Annotated in this window: 16 protein-coding genes and 1 tRNA gene; 7 read left to right on the forward strand and 10 right to left on the reverse strand. The window is 28.4% G+C overall.

Translation table 11 applies throughout. From position 1 onward, the window contains the following. Positions 1-416: 416 nt before the first annotated feature. From CQA42_RS06090 to serS, 8 genes are read right to left on the reverse strand one after another with little or no spacing between them, the layout of a single operon-like run. Entirely contained in the window at positions 417-995 is a 579-nt protein-coding gene (locus tag CQA42_RS06090) for a ComF family protein (RefSeq protein ID WP_115583781.1), read from the reverse strand. Continuing rightward, complete coding sequence (gene tmk / locus CQA42_RS06095) at positions 996-1,559, reverse strand: dTMP kinase (protein WP_115583782.1); 564 nt, start codon at positions 1,557-1,559, stop codon at positions 996-998. A 2-nt stretch (positions 1,560-1,561) separates the two neighbouring features. Then, on the reverse strand, positions 1,562-2,053 hold the full coding sequence (gene coaD, locus CQA42_RS06100; protein ID WP_115583783.1) for a pantetheine-phosphate adenylyltransferase: 492 nt from the start codon (positions 2,051-2,053) through the stop codon (positions 1,562-1,564). Further along, a complete protein-coding gene (locus CQA42_RS06105; protein WP_115583784.1) occupies positions 2,050-2,634 on the reverse strand; it encodes a UbiX family flavin prenyltransferase in 585 nt (194 codons plus the stop codon). Before CQA42_RS06105 ends, coaD begins: the two co-directional genes overlap by 4 nt. Continuing rightward, on the reverse strand, positions 2,631-3,347 hold the full coding sequence (gene flgA, locus CQA42_RS06110; protein ID WP_181881510.1) for a flagellar basal body P-ring formation chaperone FlgA: 717 nt from the start codon (positions 3,345-3,347) through the stop codon (positions 2,631-2,633). The genes CQA42_RS06105 and flgA overlap by 4 nt, the downstream gene beginning before the upstream one ends. A gap of 4 nt (positions 3,348-3,351) precedes the next feature. After that, positions 3,352-5,391: an ATP-dependent helicase gene (locus CQA42_RS06115; protein WP_115583786.1), complete on the reverse strand. Its 2,040-nt coding sequence runs from the start codon at positions 5,389-5,391 to the stop codon at positions 3,352-3,354. 4 nt (positions 5,392-5,395) lie between these two features. Beyond that, positions 5,396-7,837, reverse strand: a complete 2,442-nt coding sequence (locus tag CQA42_RS06120; protein WP_115583787.1) for a tetratricopeptide repeat protein — start codon at positions 7,835-7,837, stop codon at positions 5,396-5,398. Between the two features lie 3 nt (positions 7,838-7,840). Then, positions 7,841-9,136: a serine--tRNA ligase gene (gene serS / locus CQA42_RS06125; protein WP_115583788.1), complete on the reverse strand. Its 1,296-nt coding sequence runs from the start codon at positions 9,134-9,136 to the stop codon at positions 7,841-7,843. A 125-nt stretch (positions 9,137-9,261) separates the two neighbouring features. On the opposite strand from serS, the gene tatB reads away from it, so the two are divergent. The 7 genes from tatB to CQA42_RS06160 all read left to right on the forward strand — a co-directional run bounded on the left by tatB (position 9,262) and on the right by CQA42_RS06160 (position 12,690). After that, positions 9,262-9,729, forward strand: a complete 468-nt coding sequence (tatB, locus tag CQA42_RS06130) for a Sec-independent protein translocase protein TatB (RefSeq protein WP_115583789.1) — start codon at positions 9,262-9,264, stop codon at positions 9,727-9,729. Then, entirely contained in the window at positions 9,722-10,465 is a 744-nt protein-coding gene (tatC, locus tag CQA42_RS06135; protein ID WP_115583790.1) for a twin-arginine translocase subunit TatC, read from the forward strand. The genes tatB and tatC overlap by 8 nt, the downstream gene beginning before the upstream one ends. Next, positions 10,458-11,474 carry a tRNA preQ1(34) S-adenosylmethionine ribosyltransferase-isomerase QueA gene (queA, locus tag CQA42_RS06140; protein WP_115583791.1) on the forward strand — a complete coding sequence of 339 codons (1,017 nt, stop codon included), beginning with the start codon at positions 10,458-10,460 and terminating at the stop codon, positions 11,472-11,474. The genes tatC and queA overlap by 8 nt, the downstream gene beginning before the upstream one ends. Next, positions 11,471-11,986, forward strand: a complete 516-nt coding sequence (gene rsmG, locus CQA42_RS06145) for a 16S rRNA (guanine(527)-N(7))-methyltransferase RsmG (protein WP_115583792.1) — start codon at positions 11,471-11,473, stop codon at positions 11,984-11,986. The genes queA and rsmG overlap by 4 nt, the downstream gene beginning before the upstream one ends. Beyond that, entirely contained in the window at positions 11,979-12,191 is a 213-nt protein-coding gene (locus CQA42_RS06150; RefSeq protein WP_115583793.1) for a PP0621 family protein, read from the forward strand. Before rsmG ends, CQA42_RS06150 begins: the two co-directional genes overlap by 8 nt. 2 nt (positions 12,192-12,193) lie before the next feature. Continuing rightward, on the forward strand, positions 12,194-12,580 hold the full coding sequence (locus CQA42_RS06155; protein ID WP_115583794.1) for a hypothetical protein: 387 nt from the start codon (positions 12,194-12,196) through the stop codon (positions 12,578-12,580). A gap of 22 nt (positions 12,581-12,602) precedes the next feature. After that, positions 12,603-12,690 (forward strand) — tRNA-Ser (locus CQA42_RS06160). Between the two features lie 101 nt (positions 12,691-12,791). Here the strand turns inward: CQA42_RS06160 and CQA42_RS06165 are convergent. Next, positions 12,792-13,826, reverse strand: coding sequence for a DUF6056 family protein (locus CQA42_RS06165; protein ID WP_258865590.1), 1,035 nt, complete (start codon positions 13,824-13,826; stop codon positions 12,792-12,794). A 13-nt stretch (positions 13,827-13,839) separates the two neighbouring features. Continuing rightward, complete coding sequence (locus CQA42_RS06170; RefSeq protein ID WP_115583796.1) at positions 13,840-14,319, reverse strand: DUF6056 family protein; 480 nt, start codon at positions 14,317-14,319, stop codon at positions 13,840-13,842. Between the last annotated feature and the right edge of the window lie 16 nt (positions 14,320-14,335).

Raw genomic sequence — 14,335 nt, forward strand, 5'->3', positions numbered from 1 at the left:
TTATGTAAAACATAGAAGCTGCTTAGCAAGATTGTCGCATCTATTGCGCCGAAAGTGTGAAGCGGATAAAGTTGCAGGCAGGGTGCAAAAAATCAACAATCCATTAATATGGCGTATAACCGCGGACAGAAGCTTATGTCTTGATTCTGCGCCTTGCTAAATACTTGAAGCACAACACGGGTGAAAACATTGCACAAACGCTTTGTAATTGTAAAGATTACTTGACAAATTCTTGAACATAAGGCAAAAAATAAAGATTACAATGCTAGTATGGCTTTTGGCTGGGTTCTTTGTTGGTTAGTGTTGTGGGTTGTGCAATATTTTAAGGTATTGTGAATAAATGTAGATTCTGCTATTTTTAGTTGTTTTGTTTTATGGCTGTGCGGTGTTTTGGATTGTTTTGTAATAAAAAATATTTAAATATTTCTTGCATCACTTAATGTAAGAGCAAATAATACATTTACTCCATTTTTTTGCAAAACTTCCCTAGCCTCTTTTATGCTTAGCCCTGTTGTGATTATATCATCAAATAAAACTACATCAATATTTCTTTTACCTGTGTAGATAAAATCTTTTTTATTAGATTCTCTATATGCTAGAGTTTTTCCTGCATAGCAAATATCATTATTTGAAACCAATACTCCAAACAATGGATAAAAAATACTATCAAATTCTTTTATAATCACACCGCAATGTGAATAATATTTTTTTACCCTATCATCAATCCCAATGCTAAAAATATTAAGAGAATCAAATGTGCTTCCAACTTCATCTATAAAATATAAAAATGCCTTTCTAGCTAGAATCTTATAGATTCTGCTACCTATCAAGCTATATTTACTTCTTAATAAATATTCTATATCTTGATAATTAAAAAAACTATACACAACAAAATCATCAAAAGTTTTTCTTTTCTTTGGTGAGAGCGTTATTTTTTTATCACAAGATGGACAAATAAGTCTTATGCTTAAACTTTGACATAATATACACTTCAATTAATTCAACTCTTTTATTTTTGAACAAATGATTTCACAAATCTCATCTTTGTTTTTATCACAAGGTATAGCTATATAATCAATATTTAGAATCTCTACAATAGTAAATATCTTTTTTTGGATTTCTAAAAGATTCATAACTCCAGTATTTTCTATATCATCTAGAATCTTGGAGCTAAGTCTATTTTGCAATATTTCCTTATTTGTTTCCAATATCACAACTAAATTTGGTTTTTTTGCAATTGCAAGATTTAGATTTAAAAGTAAATAAAAATCAAGAGAAGAACAATAAGCAACTCCGCTTATAAAACTTCTATCACTTATTATTAATTTATCTTTATTTGGTAGTATCAAATTTTTTGTATGATTTGCCCTATCGCTCATAAACAATAATGCTTGCGTGGTATTGTCTAAATTTCCATGCAATGCTAATTCTCTTATTTGCATACCAAAAGTGCTAGAACTTGGCTCTTTTGTAAAGATTGCATGTTTAAATTTTTTGCCCAAAAGCTCTATTTGTGTGCTTTTCCCGCTTGTATCAACACCTTCTAAGACTATATACATTATCAATCTCCATTGATACGAAAATTAGATTTGATATATGTATATACTTCTTTTGGCACCAAATGCTCTACATTGTAGCTATATACGAGTATAGATCTAACTATACTTGAGCTAATAAATATATTTTTTAATGTAGGCATAAAATACACAGTCCCTAAATCGCTATTTAGTGAAGAATTTGCATATCCTATCTGCAATTCATACTCAAAATCACCAACAGCCCTAAGCCCTCGCACTAAAATATTAGATTCTTTTTGTTTTGCAAAATCTGCTAAAAGGCAGGAAAACGGCTCTATTGTCACATTATCTATTTTTTTTGTTGCAAGTTTTAGCATCTCTACTCTACATTCAAGACTAAACATAGGATTTTTTGTGCTAGATTCTGCTACTGCAACTATCACTTTTTCAAAAATTTCACAACTTCGCCTAACAATATCTAAATGCCCATTTGTAACAGGATCAAAAGTCCCAGGATATATAGCAATTTTACTCAAGAATTACCCCATCTTTTATATATAGAATTTTTGATATTTAAAATATCAAGCCATTTTCCTATCAAAAAATCTTCCATAGACTCTAAGCTAGAAATATTAGAATAATATCCAATTATAGGTGGTGCAATAACCACCCCTTCTTTTGATAAAATAAGCATATTATTTAATGATATAGAATCTAGTGGCATTTCTCTTGGTGCAAGAAGTAGTTTTTTTCGCTCTTTTAAACACACAAGAGCACTTCTAGTAATAAGACTATCACTAATCCCACAAGCAATCTTTGCTAATGTATTCATGCTACATGGAATAATAGCCATAGCATCAATTCCAAATGACCCAGATGATATACACTCACCTAGATTTAAATCATCTAGAATCTTGATTTTGCTTTTATGTAAATCTTGTAATAGTGGAGTGTTGAAATTATCAAAATCAATATTATGTTCAAAAAGCATTGTCTTTTTTGCGCCATTGCTAACTACTAAAAATATCTCTAAATCATCCCTATCCCAAATCTTGGATAAAAATTTCAGTCCTAGCATTGCACCGCTTGCACCACAGATTCCAACTATTAGTTTCATTGCATTTCTGCCTTTTTGTCACCTAATATTTTTATATTTACTATTCTATCTCCTTGCAAACTTTTAGCTTTTATAATCTCTCCAATTGAAGCACTTTTTAATGCCTCTGCATTAAATATGATATTTATATTATCATCATTATAAAATACTTCTAGTATATCACCTTTTTGCACTATTATTTTTGGAGTGATTTTTGTATTTGAAATTATTGCACCATTTGGAATAAAACTCTTTGCAGAATATTCATCAATGATATTTAATGATGCTGGAAGTTGCATATTTTTATCTATATAAATTTGCGTGATAGTGGAATTATTATTTGTGATAACTTCATTAGTTTTTATATCACTACTTGCAGATAATGCATCGATAGTTGCATTAATATTAAAGCTAAAAAATACCTTTTGATGTTTTTGATTGTGATATAAATGGACTTCAAAATTCCCACTATCTCGCCTTAATAATCTATCATCAAAAATAATCTTATCAATCTTTAATTGATTTAGATTTATTTGTATTGCAGGAGATACTTCTATATTATGAATGACAATATTATAAGGCTTGTATGTCGCTATAAATTTATCTTTTATAAAAGATTCTATTTGTGAAATTATTGCTTTATGATTTTGACTAATTGGAATTGTTGCATTATTATCCAAAATAGTTTCTGCATAAATAAAATTTAAGAATAATAAAAAAAATAAGATTCTCAAAACTTCACACCTTACTAACAAATGAAGATAAGATTTCTCTTGTTATTCCACCAAAATTTATCTTTAGCTTCATATCGCTTCCACTTTTATTTATATCTAAGATTCTACCAATTCCAAAAATCTTATGATTTACCAAATCATTGCGATTAAATGAATAATTATCTACTTTTGCAATATCATCTATCAGTCCTGCTTCAGCAAGGAATCTTGATTTTTGAAGTTCTGTCCTTTTGCCTTTGTAGAATCTAGATTTAGCAAATGAAACATAAAGCTCACTTTTTGCTCTTGTAAATGCGACATAGCCAAGCCTTCGCTCCTCTTGTATATCTGTCGTATCACCTATAAGCGGAAAAAATCCTTCTTCTAATCCTATTATAAATAAATATTTAAATTCCAATCCTTTTGAAGAATGAACACTCATGCAGGAGATAGCATTTTCTATATTTTTATCATCATCGCTACTTAATGCAATATCATTTAAAAAATCTTCTAGCGAGGCGGTTGGATTTTGCAAAATATAATCTCTAAAAAATCCATAAAATTCGTCTATATTTGCTTTTCTATCCACTTCATCTTCTGTGCTATTAAATGTATCTAAAATATTTATTTTTTCTTTAAATGCTTCTAAAAATCCCATAGTAGAATGCTCTAATATCTCTTTTAATTCATTTATAGTATCAAATATTCCCTCTATTGTATCTAAGTGTTTTTTATTGATTCCAATTTCATCTTTATATTTACTAATAGCTTTTAAAATAGATATTTGCTTTGCTTTTACAAAAGATTCTAATCTATCTTGCGTAACCTTCCCGATACCTCGTTTGGGGCGATTTATAATTCGCATAAATGAAAAATTATCTTCTATATTTATAATAAGCCTAAAATAACTCAAAATATCTTTTATCTCTGCTCTTTCATAGAATCTAACAGCACCAATTAGCTTATATGGGATATTTTCTTTTCTTAATCCATCTTCCAAGGCTCTACTTAAAGCATTTAATCGAAATAAAATTGCTATATCTTCTAGCTTTGCTCCATTTCTTAGGAGATTTTTAATTTTTCTTGCAATATTTAATGCTTCGATCCTTTCATCAATAGATTCTAGAATCTCTACATCTTTACCATTTCCAGTGACGCTTATTAGCTTTTTACCAAGTCGTTTTTCATTATTTTTAATAAGATTATTTGCTACTTCTAATATTTGTGTAGTTGAGCGATAATTTTGTTCTAGTTTAATGACTTTTGCATCGCTAAATTGTTTTGTAAAATCAAGAATATTATTGATATTTGCCCCACGCCAGCTATATATACTTTGATCATCATCACCAACAACACAAATATTGCTATGCTCTTTACATAATTTTTGAAGCAATTTATATTGCAAATCATTTGTATCTTGATATTCATCAACCATAATATATTTATATCTATCACTAATCTCGCTTGCAAGAGAGGGATTAGAATCCAATATCTCATAAGTAACAAGCAATAAATCATCAAAATCAAGCATATTATTGGCTAATAAATAAGCATTGTATTGCTCATAAATCTTTGCAATTTCCTTATGCATTGGATTTTTTGATATTTCTTTTATATCATTTGGCAATACAATATCATTTTTAAATCTAGAAATTTCAGCAGCTAGAAAACTTGTAGGTAGATTTGAATGCAGATTTTTTATAATTTTCTTTTTATCATCTGTGTCAATTAAAATAAAATTTGGCTCTCTATTGATTCTATTTATATGAAATTTTAAAAATAATAATCCAAATCTATGAAAAGTGCAAAGTAGTGGTGGCGCAGAATCTTTATTTCTAATTAGATTTAATGCTCTTTGCTTCATTTCACTAGCAGCTTTATTTGTAAAAGTCAAAGTAAGCGTTGAAGTCGGGCTTATTCCAACTTCATCAATTAGATAAGCAAGTCTTGTAGTTAGAGTTTTTGTTTTTCCACTTCCAGCGCCAGCAAGAATAAGCAAGGCACCATCGATATGCTCTACAGCTCGTTTTTGCTCATCATTTAAACCATCAAAAATATTACTCATTTAGTCACTCTTGTTTCAAAAGATTACTTGTATCAATCTCAAAATCAAAAAATCTTGATTGAAATCCTGTATCACCAATTTGTGCAAACTGCAAGCTTGCTAGTTTAAAATTACCCATTGCTTGATGAAGCAAGCCAAGTGCATATCTACTCTCAAAATTTGAGCTAGATTCTAGTCTTGATAATTGTATCAAAGCAGCAGCATTATCATAATGCCCAGCTCCAATAGCTGCAACACCAGCTAAAAAATAATTCTCTGAAGTTGTTATTTTATAATCATCAATAAGGCTATTATAATATACAAATGATTTTTCAAAATCACCCAAATAAATAGAATTTAGCGCCAAAGCTTGCAAGATTCCGCTAATATCACCTTGTGTATTTAATAATTTATTTGTAAGCAATGTATCTACATAGCTATTTGCACCAACTAAAAATGCCATAAAAGTATAAAGCTCTCTAGCAAGTGATGGACCAGTATAAACTAAATCAAGATTCTTTAAATCATTTTTAAAAAAGTTAAATAAATTTAGTGAAAATTCTTTTATATTTTGATTGTAATAATTTGATATATGATGAAGCATGACTGCCACCATATCGCTATTTGTAGCAACCTCTAAATCTTTAAATGAATTTGATATGATTTCTCTATTTTGCGAACTAATAGAATAAAGAGCATTTAGGGCATACATCATTGGTGTTTTTTTTGCGTTATCAAACCAAGTCATATCATCTGATATATTTCCATTGACAAAACCAAATAATGATCTAAGGAACATCATTTTATCTACATCATCAAAATTTATATTATCAAAACTATAAGTAATATCATTAAAAATACGATTTCCATCACTATAAGTTAGCTGATGGCACATAAGTGCAAAGATTCCAGATAAAACATCATTTTCATCTAAATGATAAGCTTTGATAAAATGTTTTTTTGCATTTTCAAAATCATTTAATTGTGCATATATAAGACCTAGATTATATTGCAAAACTTGATGATTTGGATACACCAAAGATGCTTGCTTCATTATCTCTAAGGCATTATTAATATTGTATTTTAGAATCTCTCTTATGCTTTGTGTTATATTTGTATTAATCCTAGATAACATCTCACCTCTAAGCAATGCAGAGCTTGCTTTTTCAATATTATCCATTCTTAATTCCAAGCCTCCCTCTCTTAGCAAAGATAAAGTATTCTCAACATCAAATACCCTAAATGGTGCAAAATAAAATAACACTCTATAATTAACGAGTATATTTTGTCTTTGACTTAGATTCCAGAAGTTTTTTTGCACTAAATTAATATCAAATAAAGAATCTGCGAGTTTGACTTTTATAGGATATATATTTTGCAAAGATTCTTGTGAATGAGACTTTAATAAATCTTCATAGATATTTGATACTTGAGCAAAGTTTGATCTTTTTATCTCAACCAATCCTAAAGCTATTTTTTCTTTTGGATTGTTTATAGCATTATCTCTTATATAAGTATCAATTTGCTCAAATGCCAAATCATACTCTCCCATGCGTGCATAAAGCAATCCAGTACTAAAACGATAATCTCCACTTGATATATCTAATAAACTTTTTAAAGCATTATAATTATCATTAAAGCTAAGATAGATCTTTGAAGCAAGAATGGCATTTTCATCTTTATAAAAATTAGAGCTTGGATGTTTAAGTGATGAGAGCGCATTAAAATAATTTTGTGAATAAAAATTTATTAGCGAATAAAGATATGAATAAAGCGGTTTATCATACCAATCACTTAGCTTTCCTCTAGCAAGACCAACAAAATAATCATAAGATTTCAAATCATTAATCATATATGAAGCTAGTGCAGCATTTATCGCTGCAGCAGCTACATTTTCACCAGAATTAATAGTATTTATAAATGCCTGTATAGAATCTTTATATTCACCTTCTTTTAGCTTTGCTACACCTAGATTAAAGCTTGAAAAACTTTGTGAAAATATCGCGATATTGCTGTATATATCAAGTGCTTCTGTGATTTGACCACTATTATAAAGTATAGATGCCTTCTCTATCCAATTTTGCAATTCGCCACTACTAAATTGAAAATTAGTTCCATCATTTTTTATGATATTGTTTTTAGGTTTTAGGGTGTAAATCTCGCTTAATGGAGATTCTTTATTGAATGTTAAAACTGCAATAACAATTAAAACAATAATCCCTATAATAAAACCAAGAATCAAATAAAATAGCTTTTTATTACCTAATATTTTTTGCAAAATTGCATTATTTTTTATGATATTAATTAAATTTGTAACTTTTGTAATAAAACCACTAAATTTTTGCTTTTGTTTTGTAAAAAATAATCTTGTTTTATCTTTTAGATTGGATAGCTTATTTGGATTATCATCATCAAGACGAATGATTGTTTTATCATCATTATTTGGATTTTGTGTGTTCTCTGCCATGTATTAAGCCATGTATTTTTTAAGCGCATCTGGAATGCTTATAGTGCCATCACTATTTTGATAGTTTTCAACAATTGCCACTATTGTCCTACCAACTGCAAGTGATGAGCCATTTAATGTATGGGCTAAAATATTTTTCTTACCATCTTTAAATCTGATTTTTCCTCTTCTACTTTGAAAGTCTCGCACATTTGATACAGAGCTAATCTCTCTATAGCAATTTTGCCCTGGAAGCCATACTTCAATATCTATCGTATTACTTGCACTAAATCCCAAATCTCCACCGCAAAGCTGTATAAAGCGATGAGGTAAATCTAATGCTTTTAAGATTCCGCTTGCACTAAGAAGCATTTTTTCTTGCATTTCATCACTTTTATCTGGTGTAGTTATTGCAACTAATTCCACCTTATCAAATTGATGTTGTCTTATAATACCTCTTGTATCTCGCCCAGCACTACCCGCCTCTTTTCTAAAACAAGGTGTATAAGCCTGAAGCATGATAGGAAGAGATTCTATTGGAATGATGCTATCTCTATATAAATTTGTAAGGGTTATTTCTGCAGTAGAGATGAGATATAATTCATGCCCTTTTGGTTTTTGTCCTTTTTGTAATTCAATTTCTTCATCTACAAAACTATCGATTTTAAACATATCATTTTCAAATTTTGGCAATTGCCCTGTTGTAATAAGAGAATCTTTATTTACGATTACAGGCGTGCAAACCTCGCTAAAGCCATTTTTGGCATTAAAATCAAGCATAAAATTGATTAATGCTCTATTTAGTTTTGCTGCACCACCACTTAGCACATTAAATCTACTTTTTGCAAGTTTTATACCAAGACTAAAATCTACCCATTTATTCACCTCAAGCAATTCATAATGCTCTTTTGGAACAAAATCAAATTTCTTTTTTTCTAAAATCGTCTCTAAAATAACATTATCATTTTCATCATCTCCTATTGGAGTTTTAGAATCTGGCAAATTTGGAATACCAAGTAAAACATCATTTAAGCTAGATTCTGCATTATTTACTTCATCTTGCAAAACTGCTATTTTTGATTTTAATGATGTAAGATTCTCTTGAAGTTCTTTTATATCTTTATTTTGTTTTTTATATTCAAAAAATAACTTAGATTTTGCATTTTGTTCTGCTTTGTTAGATTCTAATTCTTTTAATTTTGACTTATATATATTTGCAATGTTAAAAACAATATCCAATGTCTCTTGTGGCACTTTTTTTATAGAAAGAGCATTTTTGATAAAATCAAAATCATTTAATAAAAGTTTTATATCTATCATTATTCAAAGCCTTAAATGTCTTTTAAAAATTATTAAAACACTAATTATAACAATCTAAAACCCAAAAAATAAACTTTTTGCGATACAATAACAAGCATTATTTTTAAAAGTGATAAAAGGTTTTTATGTTTGGATTTTCATTTGGTGAGATTCTAGTTATTGCAATTATTGCAGTTCTTTTTTTAGGACCAGACAAGCTTCCACAAACATTTATTGATATAGCAAGGTTTATAAAAGCACTCAAAAAAACAATAAATGATGCAAAAGATGCAATTGATAGAGAAGTCCATATAAGCGAGATCAAACAAGAAGCCCTAGAATATAAAAAGAAATTTGAACAAAGCACAAATGATATTACAAAAGATATAAGCAATAATAAAAGCTTAAATGAATTAAGCGATATCTTAAATTCATCGCTTGAGGTGCCATCTTATAATTCAACATCAAAAAATGATGCTAAAGATGAAGTAAAAATGCAAGATTTAGAATCTAAAGGAAAAGAAATTGCCTCAAAAGTAAATCTAAAGAAAAAAGAAGTGACAAATAAAGCAGATTCTACAAAACAAAGCGATGCGGAGCAAAATAATGTTTGAAGATTTAAAACCGCATTTAATAGATTTAAGAAAAAGATTGACAATATCGATAATTACAATTATTGCGATGTTTTTTGTATGTTATGGATTCTGGGAGATGATATTACAAATCATCTTAGCTCCACTAATTGATGTATTACCAAAAGACACAAAACCTGTGTTTATACAAGTTGGTGAAGGATTTTTGACAGCTGTAAAAGTTTCATTTTTTTCTGCATTTATTGTCTCTTTGCCAATTATTTTTTGGCAATTATGGTTATTTGTGGCACCTGGATTGTATAGCAATGAAAAGAAAATGATCTTGCCATTTGTGTTTTTTGCAACAATTATGTTTCTAATTGGAGTTTTATTTGCATATTTTATTGTAATTCCTTATGGACTTGCTTTTCTTATAACTTTTGGAAATGATAGTGGAATGTTTAATGCAATGCCTAGCATTGGATATTATGTAACTTTTTTTGCAAGATTTATGATTGGATTTGGTATTGCTTTTGAATTACCAGTAGTTTGCTATTTTCTAGCAAAAATTGGGCTTATTACAGACCAAACATTAATCAAATTTTTTAGAATTGCTGTAGTATTGATTTTTATTCTTGCAGCATTTTTAACACCACCTGAAGTAACAACACAGATTCTTATGGCAGTGCCTCTTGTCGTGCTTTATGGTGTATCAATCATTATTGTAAAATTTGTAAATCCAGAAAAACCAAGTGATTTAAATTCTGATGATGAATGATGAAGCACTAGAATCTTATAACTACCATCTTCCACAAGAATTAATATCACTAAATCCTGTATTTCCAAAAAATAATGCAAAGCTACTTGTATATAAAAGAGAGACAGATACAATCATACATAGCAATTTTGGTGAATTTTTCGATTTTATTCCAAAAGATTGCTTGATAGTTTTAAATGACACAAAAGTCATAAAAGCTAGAATCTTTGGAAATAAAAAAAGTGGTGGTAAAATCGAGCTTTTATATCATAATGCGCTAGATTGCGATACTTTCAAAGTGCAAATTAAAGGAAAAGTAAAAAATGGTGATGAAATAATATTTTCAAATAATCTTAGAGCAATCATAAAAGAATGCCTGGATAATGGCATTAGAATCATACAATTTTATAAAGATTCTAAGATATTAAATGAAAATCTTGTTTTAAAAATATTAGATGAGATTGGTTGCATGCCCTTGCCACCTTATATAAAAAGAAAAAGCAATACAAATGATGAAAAAACATACCAAAGTGTCTTTGCTAAAAATCTAGGGGCGATCGCTGCGCCTACTGCTTCACTTCATTTTGATGATAATGCATTTGCTAAAATAAAATCTCTAAATCATTGTTTTGTGACCTTGCATATTGGTGCTGGAACTTTTTTTGGAGTAGAATCTAGCAATATAAAAAATCACAAAATGCATACAGAGACATTTTTTATAAATCAAGATTCTAAAGAAAAGATAGATAATAGCAATGAGATTCTATGTATCGGCACGACTGCTTGTAGATGTGTAGAATACTACACGCGAAGTAAAAAATTAAGTGGGGATTGCGATATTTTTATAAATCCATTTAATAAACCCATAAAAACAAAATATCTACTTACCAATTTTCATTTGCCAAAATCATCACTGCTCATGCTTGTATCAGCATTTATTGGTAGAGAAAAAACTCTTGAGATTTATCAAAATGCTATAGATAATAAATACAAATTCTATTCTTATGGCGATGGAATGCTAATACTATGAATAAAAAATTCAATATTTTTTGCGATGAATTACTAAAATGGAATAAGATTCATAATCTCACAGGATATAAAAGCAGAGATTTAATATTTGAAAATATAGAAGATTCTATCTATCCACTTAGCTTTATAAATGATTTTAAAAGTGCTATTGATATTGGTAGTGGAAATGGATTTCCAGCAATTTTGCTTGCTATTTTAAAGCAAGATTGCAAATTCTATCTCACAGAACCAAACAATAAAAAATCTGCATTTTTAAATCATATAGCAATAAAACTTGAGCTAGAAAATGTAGAAATCATAAAAAATAGATTTGAAGAATTGCCAAAATTTAAAGTAGATTTGATAACTTCAAGGGCATTGTTTAAAAGTGATAAATTGATAGACCTTAGCAAAGATTTTCTAAATAATAATGGATATTTTTTGTTTTATAAAGGAAGTGATGAAAAAAATGTATATAAAAAAGTAGGAAATAGAAGCTATGTGTATAAAAGCAAAGGTAATTTAAATGGGTAGATTTATAATATTTGGATTAATTATTGTTGCAATTTGGTTTTTATTTTTTAGAAAGAAAAAAAATAAAGACAATAAAGATAATCATACAGAATCTTTTGATATGATTGAATGTGCTAGATGCAAAAGCTTTGTATCAAAAGATGATGCAATATTTGCAAATGGCAGGTGGTATTGTGGAAAAGAATGCTTGATAAATAAGGATTAGCAATGATTATTATAGGACATGAGGCAATTGAATCTATTGCATTTAGAAAAATAGAGAGCATAGAAAATATAGCAAATTCAAATGCCAATGAAATAGTATGGTTTCAATCAAATATCAACAATACTTACAATATTGCAAAACACTGCGTTGCAAACAATGTAGCTTATGGCATTGTTGTACATTCTTTAAATGAGGTTGTTATTTTTGCAAATTTGATGGCAAAATTTATCATCATAAAAGAAAAAAATCTAGTTGAAAATGCACAAAAAATAGCAAATGAATATTTCTTTGATAGCAAGATTCTGTATGTGATAAATGATGAAGGAAGCATTGAAAATATGGCTATGTTAGGAATTGATGGTGTAATTTTTAATGATATATTAAAATAGATTTTGTAAGAATTAAAAATATAGAAAGGTGTCCGAGTGGTTGAAGGAGCACGCCTGGAACGCGTGTAAGGTGAAAGCCTTCGAGGGTTCGAATCCCTTCCTTTCTGCCAGTGTAATACAAATCTTTAAAAATTTAAATCATAAAAAAGTTTTAAACTCTCTATTGCTAGCTGCTTTATTACATAAAAGAGAATCCAAAAAAGATTCTAATCTATTGTAGAGATATACTTCTTATCCTAAATATAAATGCATAAGATTGATTTATATCATTTTTTGTATCTTGACTTAAATGCCACCATGAACTAAAACCTCTATATGTAAAGCTATATTGCTCTTTTGGCACAACTATATCTATTCCATATCCCAAGTATTGCACATCATAAGTATTCATAATCTTTCTAGAGATCCATTCTTGCTCGCCTTTATAAGAATCCTTTGCATCATTTACTAGATTTACTAAATTATTCCATTTTGAATTTAAATCATAATAGCAATAACAAACATAACAAAAATAAGATAGAGAAATAGAAATTATAAAATATGCAATCTTTTTATTTTGCAAATATTGTTTATTTAAAATCACAATAATAGCAACCAAGAGTATCACACCAAGAGCGCGGGAGCGAAAAGGTAGATTTAAAAGCTGAAATGTGCTTAAAATACTCAAAAAATAAAAAAATAGCAAAATAGCACAAACTAAAAATCTAGAATCTTTACTTTTAATATGAATATAAATAAACATTCCAAAAATCATTAAATACGCAAAAAGTGGAAATTCTATCAATATCAATAAAAATAATATTACAGATAGCACTAAAATTAAAAATCCAAAGATTCTATTTTTTATTTGATACCAAAATGCATACACAAAAGCGACAATAAAAGAAACAATAGGAAAAAATATCGGATTTTGATTAAATGCATTTGTTAAAACAATATTTAGTCTAGAGATGATTCCAAACAATCCAAGAGACAAAAAATCGCTAATACTTATATAATCATATTTCATAGATTCAGCAAGGATTCTTGCATTTTGTCCAGGTGAAAAAAATAAAATCCAAAATCCAATAAAAAGCCCAAAAATCCCTAGATAAAACCATAATGGAATAGTTTTTTTATATATCAATTTTAATGTAATTAGATATAAAATCAACGCTACTAAAATCAAAGATGAAGTGCCTTCATGCCACATGCCAACAACAAATCCACATATAAACATAAAAATACAAAACCATAGATTTTTTATATTACTATTTGTGCTACCCCCCCCCCATTTTTAAAATTTGCAAATTCTTTCTATATGGAATAAGAAATAATAAACTTAGGCTAAAACCCCACAAATAATTCAAACTTCCACTTCCCCATAAAAATACTTCTTCAAAACTAAGCAATAATAATAGCAATAGCAAAGTTAGCAAGATAGCGGCAAAATCGCATAAATTATTTGGGAATCTTAAAAATAAAATATAAAAAAATAAAAAGATAAAAACACAGGCTACAATCGCATTTAAAAAATCAAATAGATTCTGCGGAATCTGTGATAGATTTGATGAAAACAATAACTCACCAAGCCTTGAATTCCAATTTAAAAATACATCAATACTATTTTTTATAGAATCTCTATTGGATAAAATATAATTCCAATCATCACCTTGTGGTGGAGAGAATATATTTAATAATAAAAAGTATAAAAATACAAATAAAAAAAATATTATAGTTTTATAACTTGTTGCAAACATTTCTACCCTTTTATTT

Origin of the sequence: Helicobacter sp. MIT 99-5507 (genome assembly GCF_003364295.1) — a bacterium.
GTDB lineage: Bacteria > Campylobacterota > Campylobacteria > Campylobacterales > Helicobacteraceae > NHYM01.